Genomic DNA, 15,677 nt, shown 5'->3' on the forward strand with positions numbered 1-15,677 from the left:
CGCCCACCCACCGAAGTCGATCGTGGAGTTTTCGGGGGATTCATCGGACGTTCCGGACGGCAGTTCCACGGGTACTCCATCAACGGGGGAGGGTGCGGCGTGACGGCGTACGACCTGCTGTTCCGGCGGGTGCTGTCGAAGCTCGACGCCGAGACGGCGCACCGAGGGGCCTTCGCGGCCATGCGGCTGGCGGCGCGGGTGCCGGGGCTGGCCGGGTACGGACGGCGCCGGCTCCTCCCCTCCGGTGGTGGAGCGCGAGGCGTCGAGGCGTTCGGGCTGCACTTCCCGGGCCCGCTGGGGCTGGCCGCCGGGTTCGACAAGAACGCGGCCGGCATCGACGCGCTCGCCGCGCTCGGGTTCGCGTTCGTCGAGGTCGGGACCGTCACCGGGCGCCCGCAGCCCGGTAATCCGCGGCCGCGGCTGCACCGCCTGGTCGCCGACCGCGCGGTCGTCAACCGCATGGGCTTCAACAACGACGGCGCCGCCGTGGTGGCCGCCCGGCTGGCGAGGCGACGCCGCCGGCGGGGTGCGCTGCCGGTCGTCGTCGGCGTCAACATCGGCAAGTCCAAGGTCGTGCCCGAGGCTGAGGCGATCGGCGACTACGAGGCCAGCACCCGGCTGCTCGCGCCGTACGCCGACTACCTGGTGGTCAACGTCAGCTCACCGAACACCCCGGGGTTGCGCGACCTGCAGGCCGTCGAGCTGCTCCGGCCCCTGCTCACCGCCGTCCGGGCGCAGGCCGACGCCGTCACGTCGCGCCGGGTGCCGCTGCTGGTGAAGATCGCCCCCGACCTGAGCGACGACGACGTCCTGGCGGTCGCGAAGCTGGCGGTCGAGCTCGAGCTCGACGGCATCATCGCGACCAACACCACCATCGGCCGCGACGGTTTGCGCTCCACGCCGATCGCCGTCGACCGGGCCGGTGCCGGCGGGCTGTCCGGCGCGCCGCTCGCCCAGCGCTCGCTCGAGGTGCTGCGGCTCCTGCGCGGCGCCGTGGGGGAGCAGCTCACGCTGGTCTCCGTCGGTGGCATCGCGACCGCTCAGGACGCTCACGAGCGGCTGCGGGCCGGTGCCACACTGGTCCAGGCCTACACCGCATTCATCTACGGCGGCCCGTTCTGGCCGGCCCGCGTCCAGCGCGACCTCGCCCGCCTGCTCGAGGAGGACCGGTGACTCCTGCCCTCGCCGTCCCCGCGGTCGCCGTCCCCGCGGCCCAGGTTGATCTTGGAGTGACTGCGGGATTCATCGGACATTTCGGGCGGCAACTCCGCCATTACTCCAAGATCAACGTCGAGGGAGGGGGGCGATGAACGTGCCGAGGTCGTTCGGGCGGCGGCTGCACGTCGCGATGGGGGAGCGCGGGCCGTTCTGCGCCGGCATCGACCCGCACCCGGGCCTGCTGACGGCCTGGGGGCTCGACGACGACGTCGCCGGGCTGGAGCGGTTCTCCCGCACCGCCGTCGAGGCGCTGGGCGACACCGTCGCCCTGCTCAAGCCGCAGTCGGCGTTCTTCGAGCGGCACGGGTCGCGCGGCGTCGCGGTGCTCGAACGGGTCATCGCCGACGCCAAGGGCACGGGGGCGCTGGTGCTGCTCGACGTGAAGCGCGGCGACATCGGCTCGACCATGCAGGCCTACGCCGACGCCTACTGCGACCCGCGCTCGCCGTTGTGCGCCGACGCCGTCACCGTCTCGCCGTACCTGGGCTTCGGGTCGCTGCGCCCGGTGCTCGACACCGCCCGGGCGCACGGCAACGGCGTCTTCGTGCTCGCGCTGACGTCCAACCCCGAGGGCCCCGAGGTGCAGCACGCCCGCCGCCCCGACGGCCGCACCGTCGCCGCCACCGTGCTCGACCACGTCCGTGCCGCCAACGCGGCCGTCCTGGCCGGCGACGAGCCGCTCGGCAGCGTCGGCGTGGTCGTGGGCGCCACGACCGGCGGGACCGGCGAGGACCTCGCCGTCGGCGGGCCGCTGCTGGCCCCTGGCATCGGCGCCCAGGGCGCCACCGTCGACGACCTCGCGACCGTGTTCGGGGCCGCGTTGCCGCAGGTGGTCCCGTCCGCCTCGCGCGAGGTCCTGGGCGCCGGACCGGACCCGCAGGCGCTCCGCGACGCGGCCCGCCGAACCATCGATGCCGTCCGTGACCTGCTGTTTCGTGCCTCCACGCGGGCCTGACATGCGTGGATCCGAGGACTTCCGGCGCGACACGCGGGGGACCTTGCACCGCTGATTCATATGGACAGGTACGGTGGATTGCGTTGCTGACCTGGTGCTTCACTCGCTAGGTTCCTCAAACAAGGCCGCCGTTCGCGGTGGTCGGGCCCACATCCACATAACGACACAACAGAGGTGACCCGCTCGTGGCGCTCCCTAACCTGACTCCCGAACAGCGCGCGGCCGCTCTCGAGAAGGCTGCCGAAGCTCGCCGGGAGCGTGCGGAGGTCAAGAACCGCCTGAAGAACGCCGGAGCCCGTCTCGGTGACGTGCTCAAAGAAGGCGAGAAGAATGAGGTCATCGGCAAGATGAAGGTTTCCGCCCTCCTCGAGTCGATGCCCGGCGTCGGTAAGGTCCGCGCCAAGCAGATCATGGAGGAGATCGGCATCGCCGAGACCCGTCGCGTGCGTGGCCTGGGTGCCAACCAGTCGGCGGCGCTGATCGAGCGTTTCGGCGGTTGAGCCTGCACACGTCCCATCCGCGGTCGGCCCCGCGGGTCATCGTCCTGTCGGGGCCGACAGCGGTAGGAAAGACGACCGTCGTCAAGAAGCTGCGCGCCGCCCATCCGGAGTTGTGGATCTCCGTGTCCACCACCACCCGGCCGGCGCGGCCACGCGAGATCGACGGTGAGCACTACCACTTCGTCGACGACGCCACGTTCGACAAGATGATCGAGCAGGGCGAGTTCCTCGAGTGGGCCGTCGTCCACAAGCGGGCGAAGTATGGCACGCCTCGTGGACCGGTCGAGCGGGCGCTCGCGAACGGCCACTCGGTGCTGCTCGAGATCGACCTGCAGGGTGCCCGCCAGGTCAGGGAGACCATCCCCGACGCGCTGTTCGTGTTCCTCGCGCCGCCGAGCTGGGACGAGCTGGTCCGCCGGCTCATCGGCCGCGGCACCGAGACGGAGGCCGAGCGCGAGCGACGGCTGGCCACCGCCCGCGAGGAACTGGCCGCGGAGGCCGAGTTCGACGTCACGCTGGTGAACACCGACGTCGAGACGGTTTGCGAAGAGTTGGTAGCCTTGATGCGAACACCCCACTTGACGAGCCCGGAGGCATGAGCGTGTCCGGTACCCAAGGCGTTGCCGAGGGCATCACTTTCCCACCCATCGACGACCTGCTGGCCAAGACCGACTCCAAGTACGGCCTGGTCATCTACGCGGCCAAGCGGGCGCGGCAGATCAACGCCTACTACTCGCAGCTCGGCGAGGGGCTGCTCGAGTACGTCGGGCCGCTCGTCGAGACGCACGTGCAGGAGAAGCCGCTGTCCATCGCGCTGCGCGAGATCGACGCGGGCCTGCTCACCGCCGAGCACATCGACCCCAACGACATCGACGCCGAAGACCCGGTCGCGCCGGTCGTCAAGGCGGAAGAGCCCGCGGCCGAGCAGAGCTGATCCGCGTTCCCGTCGCCCGAGAAGGGTGCTGATGGCAGAGATCGTTCTGGGCGTCGGGGGCGGCATCGCCGCGTACAAGGTCGCCGAGGTGCTGCGCCGGCTCACCGAGTCCGGCCACGTCGTCACCGTCGTCCCCACCAGGTCGGCCCTCCGCTTCGTCGGAGAGCCGACCTGGGCTGCGTTGTCGGGCCGTCCGGTGCACACCGAGGTCTTCGACGACGTGCACGAGGTGCCGCACGTGCGCATCGGCCGGCGCGCCGACCTCGTGCTGGTCGCGCCCGCGACGGCCGACCTCATGGCCCGGGCGGCGGCCGGCATGGCCGACGACCTGCTGACGTCCACGCTGCTGACCGCGCGCGGCCCGGTCGTCTATGTGCCGGCCATGCACACCGAGATGTGGGAGCACCCGGCCACCGTCGCCAACGTCGAGACGCTGCGCAAACGCGGCGCGCTCGTCATCGAGCCCGCGGTGGGCCGGCTCACCGGCGCCGACACCGGCAAGGGCCGGCTGCCCGAGCCCGCCGACATCTACGACTACGTCACCGACGTGCTGGGCCGCGGCGGCGCCGGACCCGACCTGACCGGCCGGCACGTCGTCGTGTCCGCGGGCGGCACCCGCGAGCACCTCGACCCGGTCCGGTTCCTGGGCAACCGCTCGTCCGGCCGGCAGGGCTACGCGCTGGCCCGGGCCGCGGCCGCCCGTGGCGCCAGGGTCACGCTGGTCGCCGCCAACGTGGCGCTGCCCGACCCCGCCGGCGTCGACCTCGTCCGCGTCGGGTCCGCCGCGCAGCTGTTCGACGCCATGGTGGCCGCGGCGGCCGACGCCGACGCCGTCGTCATGGCCGCCGCCGTCGCCGACTTCCGGCCGGCGGCCTACGCCGACACCAAGATCAAGAAATCGGCCGACGGCTCGTCCCCGGTCATCGAGCTCGAGCGCAACGCCGACATCCTGGCGCACCTGGCCGCGCACCGGCCCAGCCCTGCGCAGGTCGTCGTCGGGTTCGCCGCCGAGACCGGCGACGCCTCCGGCAGCGTCCTCGACCACGGCCGGGCCAAGCTGGCCTCCAAGGGCTGCGACCTGCTGGTGGTCAACGAGGTGGGCGCCGACCGCGGCTTCGAGTCCGAGGACAACGCCGCGGTCATCCTCGGCGCCGACGGCAGCTCCGTCACCGTCGAGAGCGGCCCCAAGTCCGCGCTCGCCCACGTCGTCTGGGACCTCGTCCGCGATCGCCTCTGACGCGGCTCCCGCTGAGTGCGCGGATGCCCTCGTCTCGGTCTCGAACCGAATGGGCCGCGCCCTGCTGGGACGCTTCAGCACTACAGTGGTGGAGTCGACACCTGAGACGGTGTCGAAGCTGGACGCGTACTGGGCCGCCGTCGGCGGCCAGGACGTCCCGCAGTACATCGCCTCACCGAGGGGCCGGCCAGCTTGAGGCCGCCTGACGCTGCCTTCGCCCCGACGATGGAAGCGGCAGCGGGCCGGCGAGCTCGCGACTTCGACGAACGGTCGCCCGGCATACCCCATGAGCCGACGAGGCCGTCTCAGGATGTGACCCAAATCCATCCATCATGCGGACACCTACGGCCGAAGCGCGGGTCATTCACCTAGAGTTAGTCTTCGCGGACGACGGTCCGCGCCACGAGGGGGCTCCACCTTGTCTCTCCGCTTGTTCACATCCGAATCCGTCACCGAAGGTCACCCGGACAAGATCTGTGACCAGATCAGTGACGCGGTGCTCGACGCGCTGCTGAAGGACGACCCGAACAGCCGGGTCGCCGTCGAGTGCATGGTGACCACCGGGCTGGTGCATGTGGCCGGCGAGGTGACCACGAGTGGCTACGCCGACATCCCGGGCATCGTGCGCGAGACCATCCTGGGCATCGGGTACGACTCCTCGACCAAGGGGTTCGACGGCTACTCGTGTGGCGTGTCGGTGTCCATCGGGTCGCAGTCGCAGGACATCGCGCAGGGCGTGGACACCGCGTACGAGCATCGTGTCGAGGGTGATCTCGACCCGCTGGACCTGCAGGGGGCGGGCGACCAGGGGCTGATGTTCGGCTACGCGAGCGACGAGACGCCCGAGCTGATGCCGTTGCCGATCATCGTCGCGCACCGGCTGGCGCAGCGGCTGTCCGAGGTGCGCCGGTCGGGGGCGGTGCCGTACCTGCGGCCCGACGGCAAGACGCAGGTGACCATCGAGTACGACGGCGACCGCCCGGTCCGTCTCGACACTGTGGTGGTGTCGACGCAGCATGCGGCGAACATCGACCTCGAGCAGCTGCTCACTCCGGACATCGCGAACCAGGTCGTCAAGCCGGTGCTCGAGGCGTTCGACCTCGACGACCACGACTACCGGCTGCTGGTGAACCCGACCGGCCGGTTCGAGATCGGCGGGCCCATGGGCGACGCCGGCCTCACCGGGCGGAAGATCATCATCGACACGTACGGCGGCATGGCCCGGCACGGCGGCGGCGCGTTCAGCGGCAAGGACCCGTCGAAGGTCGACCGCTCCGGCGCCTACGCCATGCGCTGGGTGGCCAAGAACGTCGTCGCGGCCGGGCTGGCCAGGCGGTGCGAGGTGCAGGTCGCCTACGCCATCGGCAAGGCCGAGCCGGTGGGCCTGTTCCTCGAGTGCTTCGGCACCGAGCGTGTGCCCGTCGATCGGATCTCGCGCGCCGTCACCGAGGTCTTCGACCTGCGACCGGCCGCGATCATCCGCGACCTCGACCTCAAGCGGCCCATCTACGCGCAGACGGCCGCCTACGGTCACTTCGGCCGCGAGCTGCCGGACTTCACCTGGGAGCGCACCGACCGCGTCGACGCGTTGCAGGCGGCCGCCGGCTGACGCCGTCGTCGATGGAGGTCCGGACGACACCGGGCCGGCCCCTGTTCGACACCACCCTGGCCTCGCCGACGGTGCTGTGCCGGCCGGGAGGACGGACCGGGGAGGCGCTGCGGGCCGAGTGCGCACGCACCGACGGCGGCCTCGCCGACGGTCACACCGGCGGCACGCTCGGGTTCCGTGACGTCCGCGTTCTCCTCGCCGGAAGGGGAGCGGCCGGTCAGCGTCACCGCCGACGACCTGCTGGCGAGGAACGGGCAGCCGTCGCCGGCGGTCGACCGGCTGCTCGAGGCGGGGCTGTGCACGACACCGGTCCGCGGCTGAGCCTGTGGACAACCGCGGAACGGGCGCGCGCGTGCGGTAGAACGGGTCTGTGAGCGCATCCGAGCCGGCCGAGACCGACCAGCTGGCGCTGGTCGCCGCCCCCGGCCCGCGCCGGTTCCGCACCCGCGAGCCCGAGCCGGTGGCGGAGTCGCAGCCCGTGGCCAGGGTGCTGGTCGACCTCGGGCTGCCGCACCTCGACCGGCCGTTCGACTATCTCGTGCCTGCGTCCATGGCCGACGCCGCCGTCGTCGGCGCGCGGGTGTCGGTGCGGTTCGCCGGCACCGACCACGACGGCTTCATCGTCGCCCGCGCCGACGACAGCGAGCACGAGGGCAAGCTCGCCCGGCTGCGCCGCGTGGTGTCGCCGGAGCCGGTGCTGGCGCCCGAGATCGCCTCCCTGGCCCGCGCCGTCGCCGACCGCTACGCCGGCACCGTCTCCGACGTGCTCCGGCTGGCCGTCCCGCCGCGGCACGCCACCGCCGAGAAGGCCGTGTCGCCCGATCCGCCCGTCCCACCGGCCACGCCCGACCCCGGCGGCTGGGCCGAGCACGCCGACGGCGTCACCCTGCTCGACGCGCTGGCCGCCGGGGGCGCTCCGCGCGCCGTCTGGAATCCCGGCCCGGCCGCCGACTGGCCCGACCTCATCGCCCGGCTGGTCGCGGCCACGCTGTCCGGCGGACGGGGTGCGCTGGTGGTCGTACCCGACGGCCGCGACGTCGCACAGGTGTCGGCGGCGCTGGCGGCACTGCTGGGTGCGGGTCAGCACGTGGAGCTCGAGGCCGACGCCGGGCCGTCCACGCGGTACAAGCGCTGGCTGGCGGTGCGACGGGGCGCGGTGCGCGCCGTCGTCGGCACCCGGTCGGCCGCGTTCGCGCCGGTGCACGACCTCGGGCTGGTCTGCCTCTGGGACGACGGCGACGACCTCCACGCCGAGCCGCGGGCGCCGTACCCGCACGCCCGCGAGGTGCTGCTGCTGCGCGCCCACCAGGCCGGGGCCGCCGCCGTCGTCGGCGGGTTCGCGCGCACGGCCGAGGCGGAGCAGCTGCTGACCACGGGCTGGGCCCGGGCGGTCGCGCCGTCGCGGCCGGCCGTCCGGTCCGCGTCGCCGCGCATCCACACCAGCGGCGACGACCACGAGCAGGTCCGCGACACGGCGGCCAGGAGCGCGCGGCTGCCGTCGCTGGCCTGGCGCACGGCCCGCGCAGGGCTGGGCCGCGGACCGGTGCTGGTGCAGGTGCCGCGGGCCGGCTATCTGCCCGGGGTCGCGTGCGCCCGCTGCCGCACGCCGGCCCGGTGCACGGCCTGCTCGGGGCCACTGGTGCTGGGCCAGGCCGACCAGCCGCCGCGGTGCGCCTGGTGCGCGACGGCGTACCCGTCGTGGCGGTGCTCCGAGTGCGGGCACGGTGGGCTGCGGGCGACGGTGGTGGGCGTGCGGCGGACCGCCGAGGAGCTGGGCCGGGCGTTCCCCGGCGTTCCCGTGCTGCTCTCGCGCGGCGACGCCGTCCGCGACTCGGTGGGCGCGGAGCCGGCGCTGGTGGTGTCGACACCGGGCGCCGAGCCGGTCGCGGCCGGCGGGTACACGGCGGCGCTGCTGCTCGACGGGACGGCGCTGCTGGCCCGGCCGAGCCTCCGCGCGGCCGAAGAAGCGCTGCGCCGCTGGCTCCGGGCGGCCGCGCTGGTCCGGCCGGGCACCATGGGCGGCGAGATCGTCGTGGTCGCCGACTCCTCCGCGCCGGCGGTGCAGGCGCTGGTCCGCTGGGACCCGGCCGGCTTCGCCGCCCGCGAGCTGGCCGAGCGTGCCGCGTTGCACCTGCCGCCGGCCGCCCGGGTGGCCGAGCTGACGGGCGCGGCCGCCGACGTCGACGACCTGCTGATGCACGCCGAGCTGCCCGGCGACGCCGAGGTCATCGGCCCGGTCGCGGTCGACGACGGCGCCCGGGCCATGATCCGGGCGCCCCGGGGTGCGGGGACGGCGCTCGCCGCGGCCCTGCGCTCGGCGGCCGGCGTCCGGTCCGCCCGGCGGACCGGTGGGTCGGTGCGCGTCCGCATCGACCCGGTCGACTTCGGTTGAGGTCGGTGGGGTTCCCCCGTCCCCCTGCTGCCCATTCTCTTAGCCCCGGACGGTCGCCTCAAGCGGACCCTGGTGGCGCTTCGCGCCGTGGGGTCCGCTTGACCCGCCCGTCCGGGGCCTAAGAACGGGCAGCTATCAGGGGGACGGGGGGAGTCTGGCGACGGGCACGGTCCTGGCGGGCCCGCGTGCGTCCGCGATGTGGGATTTGGCGCGTTTCGCGGGGCCATCACGAGGTTCTCTGCCGCTTCACGAGGCCTGCATGCCTGGTGATGTGGCAGAACGCCTGGTGATGTAGCGGATCGCCGATGATCATCGCGGTGCACAGCCCGGCGAACCGGGACGAAACGGGCACGCGAAGCGGTGAGGCGTGCCCAGGGTCTCCCCGTCCCCCTGATAGCTGCCCGTTCTTAGGCCCCGGGTGCCCGGGTCAAGCCGAAGCCCCGCAAGCACAGCAGCGAAGCAACCACAGAGGGCGCCGGCTTGAGGCGGGTGCCCGGGGTCAAGAGAATGGGCAGCAAGGGGGACGGGGCGCCAACCCCGAGCCTCACCGTGACGCGAGGTCCACGTAGAAGTCGACGGCCGCCGCAGGCACGCCGTCGAACACGATGCGGCCCTCGTCGAACACCAGCACCCGGTCCATCGCCAGCACGGCGTCGAGGTCGTGCGTCACCAGGACCACCCGCTGCGGCAGGTCTGCCAGCAGCGCCAGGATGCGACGGGTGTTGCGCAGGTCCAGCAGCGTCGTCGGCTCGTCGCAGACCAGCACCTTGGGCTCCGTCACCAGCACCGAACACAGAGCCAGCAGCTGCTTCTGCCCGCCGGACAGCAGGTGCGCCGGGTGGTCGGCGTGCCCGTCGAGGCCGAACGACGACAGCGCCTCGGCGACCCGTGACGCCACCGACGACGGCGGCAGTCCGCGCAGCCCGAACGCGACGTCCTCGGCCACCGTCGGCATCAGGATCTGCGCGTCGGGGTCGGTGAACACGAAGCCGACCGACCGCCGCACCTCGGCGCCCGACCGGCCCCGGGTCGACAGCCCGTCGACCGTCACGGACCCCGTCGTCGGCAGCACCAGGCCGTTGAGCAGCCGCGCGAACGTCGACTTGCCCGACCCGTTGGCGCCGATGACACCGACCCGCTGCTCGGTCAGCGTCACGCTCACCGAGCGGAGGACCGTGCGGTCGCCGTACCGGTGCGTGACGCCGTCGACCTCGATCACACCGGCTATGACATCACAGCGTCGAAGCGGCGAAGGTGTCGCAGGCGGCGATGTCGCCGGTCTCGAGACCGGTGGTGAACCACTGCTGGCGCTGGTCGCTGGACCCGTGCGTCCACGACTCCGGCGTGACGGTGCCCTGGAATCGCTCTTGGATGTAGTCGTCGCCGACGGTGTTGGCGGCGGCCAGCGCGTCGGCGATGTCCTGCTGGGTCAGCTCGGTGATGAGCGGCTGGCCGGAGCCGTCGTCGGCCGTGGTGGCGTGGTGCGCCCACATGCCGGCGTAGCAGTCGGCCTGCAGCTCCAGGCGCACCGCGTCGGAGTCGGGCCCGGACTGGGTGCGGACGCGCTGCATCTGGCCGGTGAGGTTCTGCACGTGGTGGCCGTACTCGTGGGCCAGCACGTAGGCCTCGGCGAACTGGCCGCTGGGGCCGCCGTAGGTGGTGCGCAGCTGGTCGAAGAAGCCGAGGTCGAGATACACGTTCTGGTCGCCAGGGCAGTAGAACGGCCCCACCTGCGACGACGCCGTGCCGCACCGGGTGGTGACGGACGAGGTGAAGAACGTCGTCTGGGCGGGGGAGTACTGCTCGCCGGCCGCGGCGAAGTAGTCCTCCCAGAACGCCTGCGCGGAGTTGACGTACAGCACGAAGCGGCAGTCGGCGTTCTCGTCGATGTCGGCCACTGTCTGGCACTCGCGCTCGAGCTCGCCCTCCGACCCGGGCTCGGCCTGGATGGCGGGGGCGTCGCCGCTGCCGAGGACGTCGGCCGGGTTCGTGCCGGTGAGCAGCGCGATCAGCGCGATGATCACTACGCCGATGCCGCCGCCGGCCGCCGCGGTGCGGCCGGCCGGGCGCCGGCCGCGCTGGTCGGACACCTGGGAAGGATCCAGGCGTGCTCGCCGGTTGAACTTCATGGCCGATTCACCTCCCGCGTAGACTGCCCACCATGATGCCCGTGGCGGACTGATCGTGCTGTGCCGATTACCCACCCCACGCGAGGCCACCACGGAGAATTCACCCTGACATGATCACCGCTCATCAGCTCGAAGTGCGCGCAGGCGCGCAGGTACTTCTCGAAGACGCCAGCTTCCGCATCGGCCCCGGCGACAAGGTCGGCCTGGTCGGGCGCAACGGCGCCGGCAAGACGACGCTCACCCGCATCATGGCCGACGAGGGCCAGCCGGCCGCCGGCACCGTCGTCCGCACGGGCCCCATCGGGTACCTCCCGCAGGATCCGCGCGCCGGCGATCCGGAGGTCATCGCCCGCGACCGCATCCTGAGCGCCCGCGGGCTCGACGCCGTCGTCGCCGGCATGCGCAAGGCCGAGAAGCAGATGGCCTCCAGCGACCAGGACGAGCACGAGCGCGGCATGCGCCGTTACGCCCGCCTCGAGGCCGAGTTCCTGGCCGCCGGCGGGTATGCCGTCGAGAGCGAGGCCGCCACCATCGCGGCCAGCCTCGGGCTGGCCGACCGCGTGCTCACGCAGCCGCTGAAGACGCTCTCGGGCGGGCAGCGGCGCCGGGTCGAGCTGGCCCGCATCCTGTTCTCCGACGCCGAGACGCTGCTCCTGGACGAGCCGACCAACCACCTCGACGCCGACTCCATCGTGTGGCTGCGCGACTTCCTGCGCGCCTACAAGGGCGGCCTGGTGGTCATCAGCCACGACGTCGCGCTGCTCGACAAGACGGTCAACCGCGTCTTCCACCTCGACGCCAACCGCGCGGCCCTCGACGTCTACAACATCGGCTGGACGGCGTACCTCGCCCAGCGCGAGACCGATGAGCGACGGCGGCACCGCGAGCGGGCGAACGCGGAGAAGAAGGCCGCCGCTCTCAAGGCGCAGGCCGACCGTATGCGCTACAAGGCCACCAAGGCCACGGCGGCGCAGAACATGGACCGCCGGGCGCAGCGGCTGCTCTCCGGCCTCGAGGACCAGCGCCGCTCCGACAAGGTGGCCAAGCTGCGCTTCCCCGACCCCGCGCCTTGTGGCAAGACGCCGCTGATGGCCACCGGGCTGTCGAAGTCGTACGGGTCGCTCGAGATCTTCACCGACGTCGACCTCGCCATCGACCGCGGCAGCCGGGTCGTCATCCTGGGCCTCAACGGCGCCGGCAAGACGACGCTGCTGCGGCTGCTGGCCGGCCTCGAGCCGGCCGACACCGGCGCCGTCGAGCCCGGCCACGGCCTGCGGCTGGGCTACTACGCCCAGGAGCACGAGACGCTCGACACCTCGCGAACGGTGCTCGAGAACCTGCGCACCTCGGCGCCGGACCTCCCTGAGCTCGAGGCTCGCCGCGTGCTCGGTTCGTTCCTGTTCTCCGGCGACGCGGTCGACAAACCGGCCGGCGTGCTGTCCGGCGGCGAGAAGACCCGGCTGGCGCTGGCCTCCCTGGTCGTGTCCAGCGCCAACGTGCTGCTGCTGGACGAGCCGACCAACAACCTCGATCCCGCCTCCCGCGAGGAGGTGCTGGCCGCGCTGCGCTCGTTCGCCGGCGCGATCGTCCTGGTGACCCACGACGAAGGCGCCGTCGAGGCACTGAGCCCCGAGCGGGTCGTGCTGCTGCCCGACGGAGTCGAAGATCTGTGGAACCCTGACTATGCGGAGCTCGTCTCACTCGCATAGAGATGTCGATCCAGGCTGCGCCTTTTTCGTTCCTCGGAGACCCGATCGGTGCTTCGAGTGGCGAAAATGCGCAATGAAGCGGATCATTGTCATCTGTCATGCAGGACGACGAAACGGGAGGACGCGTGGCCGAGAAGTTGGTAAAAGGCGCGCGGATCAGTGGGGGGCAGCGTGACAAGCTCGCCTCTGACCTGAAGAAGAAGTACGAAGGTGGCCGGAGCATCCGCGAGCTCGCCACCGAAACCGGGCGTTCCTACGGGTTCGTCCACCGGGTTCTGTCCGAGTCCGGGGTCAACCTACGAGGCCGTGGAGGGGCCACTCGAGGCAAGGCGAAGAAGCAGGCCTGAACCAGCCCCTAGTTGGTCGAGATGCCGGAGGAGGGTGGCCTCCAGCAGCTCGATCACCCCGATGAACGCTTCGTCACCCATGGCGCGATCCCCGGCGCGCACGCCTCTGCGGGCGATGCGGCGGCGATCCACCGAGTCCTTGACCGGTGCATCGTCCGGGCGGGTTATTCGAGTCGTCGCACTCGAACCCGAGGAGTCCTTCATTCCGTCAGTCGATCCGGGGTCGCAGTCGGTTGCGCCCGTCAGGCGAATCCGACATATCGGGCAGCCCTAAACGGTCGCACTCCGCACTGTTGATCTTGAATCGCATCATTGCCCGAGATATCGGTGTGCTTTCACTGAGAGTGACGTGAAGGCAGTCTCAGTGGCCGTCGCGAGTTCGTTCTGTCACGGTGCGTGACGGCTTGGTGTCCGCTAATTGGATCCGGACAACGGCCATTCGGTCACCGTGGGTGACCATTGGTGCCGGCCGATAGCCGGCGACATGCTCTGAGCGAACGCGGGAAGAAACGTTCTCGTGGCCGACGTTGTCGGCGGCGAGTCGGATGATGGACCCAGCGGACGTGGAGGAGGTCGACGCCGGTGTCGATGGGAATGGGCCATGCCTGGCGGGCCTCCAGGTCGTTCTCGAGCGACCAGTCGGTCACGCACCAGCGGCTGGCCCGGGGGACCGTCAAGCGCATCGCCGGCTACGGCCGGCCGTACCGCTTCCAGCTGTCCGTGTTCCTCGGCACCACCATCCTCGCGGCCGCCTCCGCGGCCGCCGTCCCGCTGCTGCTGAAGGTCCTCATCGACGACGGTGTCAGCGCCGGTGACCGTGCGGTGGTCGTCGGGGCCGCCCTCGCGGTCGCCGGGCTCGCCGTCGTCGACGTCATCCTGGGCCTGCTGGGCCGCTGGATGTCGGCGCGGGTCGGCGAGGGCCTCATCTTCGACCTGCGCCGCCAGGTCTTCGACCACGTGCAGCGCCAGCCGGTCGCGTTCTTCACGCGCACCCAGACCGGCTCGCTGGTCTCGCGGCTCAACAGCGACGTCATCGGCGCGCAGCAGGCGTTCACCGGCACGCTCTCGCAGGTCGTGAGCAACTTCGTCACGCTGGTGCTGGCGCTGGGCGCCATGATCGTGCTGTCGTGGCAGATCACCCTCATCGTGCTCGTTCTGGTGCCGCTGTTCCTCCTGCCGGCCCGGTTCATCGGCCGCAAGCTGGCCGACATCTCCCGCGAGTCCATGCAGCTCAACGCTGCCATGAGCCAGACCATGACCGAGCGGTTCAACGTCTCCGGCGCGCTGCTGGTCAAGATCTTCGGCCGCTACCAGGACGAGAACGCCGCGTTCGGCGCGGCGGCCGGCCGGGTCCGCGACATCGGCATCGTCCAGGCGCTCTACGCGCGCTACTTCTTCCTCGGCCTGACGTTCCTGGCCTCGCTGGCGACAGCGGTGGTCTACGGCGTCGGCGGCTGGCTGACCATCGGCGGCACGCTCGAGGTCGGCACGCTGGTCGCGCTGGCGGCGCTGCTGACCCGTCTCTACGGGCCGTTGACGGCGCTCTCGAACGTCCAGGTCGACATCATGACCGCCCTGGTGAGCTTCGAGCGGGTCTTCGAGGTGCTCGACCTGCCGCCCATGGTGCGCGACACCCCCGGCGCCCGGCCGCTCCCGGCCGGCGACGAGCAGCTGTCGGTCCGCTTCGAGGACGTCGAGTTCGGTTACCCCGGCGCCGACGACGTCTCGCTCGCCTCGCTCGAGTCGGTGGCCCGGCCCGTCGCGGCGTCGCCCGAGCCGGTCCTCAACGGCGTCTCGTTCGAGGTCGCGCCGGGCGAACTGGTCGCGCTGGTCGGCCCGTCCGGCGCCGGCAAGTCGACCATCACGCACCTGGTGTCTCGGCTCTACGACCCCACCGCCGGCGTGGTCCGGGTGGGCGGCCGCGATCTGCGCGACGTCACGCTCGAGTCGCTGCACGAGGCGGTCGGCGTCGTCACCCAGGACGCGCACATGTTCCACGACACCATCCGCTACAACCTCGCCTACGCCCGTCCCGGCGCCGACGACGACGAGCTGTGGGCGGCGCTGCAGGCGGCCCAGATCGCCCCGCTGGTCCGGTCGCTGCCCGAGGGCCTCGAGACCATCGTCGGCGACCGCGGCTACCGGCTCTCCGGGGGCGAGAAGCAGCGGCTGGCCATCGCCCGGCTGCTGCTCAAGGCGCCCCGCGTGGTCGTCCTCGACGAGGCGACGGCGCACCTCGACTCCGAGTCCGAGGCGGCGGTCCAGCAGGCCCTCGAGACTGCACTGGCCGGGCGCACGTCGCTGGTCATCGCGCACCGGCTGTCGACCATCCGCGGCGCCGACACCATCCTCGTCATCGACGGCGGCCGCATCGTCGAGCGCGGCACCCACGAGCAGCTGCTCGCCGCCGGTGGCACCTACGCCGAGCTCTACCGCACCCAGTTCGCCCTGCAGGACGCCTCGGCCCCCGCCCCCTGACCACGACGCCGGCCTCGGAATGACGCTTCTATGTCAAGCGGTTGGCTGGTGGCAGGTCAGCGGTGGGATGTCGCGGCGGAGCGTGCGGTGGATGACGTCGGTGAGGTGGCGTTTGAGCACGCGCATGGCGCCGCGTTTGCCTTTGTTGTCGAGGTGTTTGGCGATCAGG

General features: G+C 72.0%; 14 protein-coding genes. 12 read left to right on the forward strand and 2 right to left on the reverse strand.

From position 1 onward, the window contains the following. The first annotated feature begins 99 nt into the window (after positions 1 to 99). The 9 genes from E1212_RS27235 to E1212_RS27270 all read left to right on the forward strand — a co-directional run bounded on the left by E1212_RS27235 (position 100) and on the right by E1212_RS27270 (position 8,845). Positions 100 to 1,173: a quinone-dependent dihydroorotate dehydrogenase gene (locus E1212_RS27235; RefSeq protein WP_203417316.1), complete on the forward strand. Its 1,074-nt coding sequence runs from the start codon at positions 100 to 102 to the stop codon at positions 1,171 to 1,173. A 133-nt stretch (positions 1,174 to 1,306) separates the two neighbouring features. Then, positions 1,307 to 2,173, forward strand: coding sequence for an orotidine-5'-phosphate decarboxylase (pyrF, locus tag E1212_RS27240; RefSeq protein ID WP_131988379.1), 867 nt, complete (start codon positions 1,307 to 1,309; stop codon positions 2,171 to 2,173). A 185-nt stretch (positions 2,174 to 2,358) separates the two neighbouring features. Beyond that, on the forward strand, positions 2,359 to 2,673 hold the full coding sequence (gene mihF, locus E1212_RS27245) for an integration host factor, actinobacterial type (RefSeq protein WP_026875881.1): 315 nt from the start codon (positions 2,359 to 2,361) through the stop codon (positions 2,671 to 2,673). Then, the gene (gene gmk, locus E1212_RS27250) at positions 2,670 to 3,272 is read left to right on the forward strand and encodes a guanylate kinase (protein WP_131988381.1); all 603 of its coding nucleotides are present in this window, start codon (positions 2,670 to 2,672) and stop codon (positions 3,270 to 3,272) included. The genes mihF and gmk overlap by 4 nt, the downstream gene beginning before the upstream one ends. A gap of 2 nt (positions 3,273 to 3,274) precedes the next feature. Further along, on the forward strand, positions 3,275 to 3,607 hold the full coding sequence (gene rpoZ / locus E1212_RS27255; RefSeq protein ID WP_420814445.1) for a DNA-directed RNA polymerase subunit omega: 333 nt from the start codon (positions 3,275 to 3,277) through the stop codon (positions 3,605 to 3,607). Between the two features lie 31 nt (positions 3,608 to 3,638). Further along, entirely contained in the window at positions 3,639 to 4,844 is a 1,206-nt protein-coding gene (gene coaBC, locus E1212_RS27260) for a bifunctional phosphopantothenoylcysteine decarboxylase/phosphopantothenate--cysteine ligase CoaBC (RefSeq protein WP_131988385.1), read from the forward strand. A gap of 418 nt (positions 4,845 to 5,262) precedes the next feature. Beyond that, a complete protein-coding gene (gene metK, locus E1212_RS27265; protein ID WP_131988387.1) occupies positions 5,263 to 6,453 on the forward strand; it encodes a methionine adenosyltransferase in 1,191 nt (396 codons plus the stop codon). A 177-nt stretch (positions 6,454 to 6,630) separates the two neighbouring features. Beyond that, a complete protein-coding gene (locus tag E1212_RS29740; protein ID WP_162605656.1) occupies positions 6,631 to 6,774 on the forward strand; it encodes a hypothetical protein in 144 nt (47 codons plus the stop codon). 49 nt (positions 6,775 to 6,823) lie between these two features. Next, positions 6,824 to 8,845, forward strand: a complete 2,022-nt coding sequence (locus E1212_RS27270) for a primosomal protein N' (protein ID WP_131988389.1) — start codon at positions 6,824 to 6,826, stop codon at positions 8,843 to 8,845. 544 nt (positions 8,846 to 9,389) lie between these two features. On the opposite strand, the gene E1212_RS27275 is transcribed toward E1212_RS27270, so the two are convergent. Both E1212_RS27275 and ypfJ read right to left on the reverse strand, forming a co-directional pair. Continuing rightward, on the reverse strand, positions 9,390 to 10,064 hold the full coding sequence (locus tag E1212_RS27275; protein ID WP_131988391.1) for an energy-coupling factor ABC transporter ATP-binding protein: 675 nt from the start codon (positions 10,062 to 10,064) through the stop codon (positions 9,390 to 9,392). A gap of 13 nt (positions 10,065 to 10,077) precedes the next feature. After that, on the reverse strand, positions 10,078 to 10,974 hold the full coding sequence (gene ypfJ / locus E1212_RS27280; protein ID WP_131988393.1) for a KPN_02809 family neutral zinc metallopeptidase: 897 nt from the start codon (positions 10,972 to 10,974) through the stop codon (positions 10,078 to 10,080). A gap of 110 nt (positions 10,975 to 11,084) precedes the next feature. On the opposite strand from ypfJ, the gene E1212_RS27285 reads away from it, so the two are divergent. The 3 genes from E1212_RS27285 (at position 11,085) to E1212_RS27295 (ending at position 15,508) form a co-directional block, all read left to right on the forward strand. Then, on the forward strand, positions 11,085 to 12,683 hold the full coding sequence (locus E1212_RS27285; protein ID WP_131988395.1) for an ABC-F family ATP-binding cassette domain-containing protein: 1,599 nt from the start codon (positions 11,085 to 11,087) through the stop codon (positions 12,681 to 12,683). A 125-nt stretch (positions 12,684 to 12,808) separates the two neighbouring features. Beyond that, positions 12,809 to 13,030 carry a helix-turn-helix domain-containing protein gene (locus tag E1212_RS27290; RefSeq protein ID WP_074946318.1) on the forward strand — a complete coding sequence of 74 codons (222 nt, stop codon included), beginning with the start codon at positions 12,809 to 12,811 and terminating at the stop codon, positions 13,028 to 13,030. Between the two features lie 588 nt (positions 13,031 to 13,618). Then, a complete protein-coding gene (locus E1212_RS27295) occupies positions 13,619 to 15,508 on the forward strand; it encodes an ABC transporter ATP-binding protein (protein WP_131988399.1) in 1,890 nt (629 codons plus the stop codon). Positions 15,509 to 15,677: the final 169 nt, after the last annotated feature.

It is taken from the genome of Jiangella ureilytica, from assembly GCF_004348545.1.
GTDB classification, from domain to species: Bacteria; Actinomycetota; Actinomycetes; order Jiangellales; family Jiangellaceae; genus Jiangella; species Jiangella ureilytica.

Excerpts from the sequence above, each read along its gene's own strand:
- pyrF (WP_131988379.1), top strand. The coding sequence starts at position 1,307 with ATGAACGTGCCGAGGTCGTTCGGGCGGCGGCTGCACGTCGCGATGGGG.
- coaBC (WP_131988385.1), top strand. The coding sequence starts at position 3,639 with ATGGCAGAGATCGTTCTGGGCGTCGGGGGCGGCATCGCCGCGTACAAG.
- ypfJ (WP_131988393.1), bottom strand. The coding sequence starts at position 10,974 with ATGAAGTTCAACCGGCGAGCACGCCTGGATCCTTCCCAGGTGTCCGAC.
- E1212_RS27285 (WP_131988395.1), top strand. The coding sequence starts at position 11,085 with ATGATCACCGCTCATCAGCTCGAAGTGCGCGCAGGCGCGCAGGTACTT.
- E1212_RS27295 (WP_131988399.1), top strand. The coding sequence starts at position 13,619 with ATGGGAATGGGCCATGCCTGGCGGGCCTCCAGGTCGTTCTCGAGCGAC.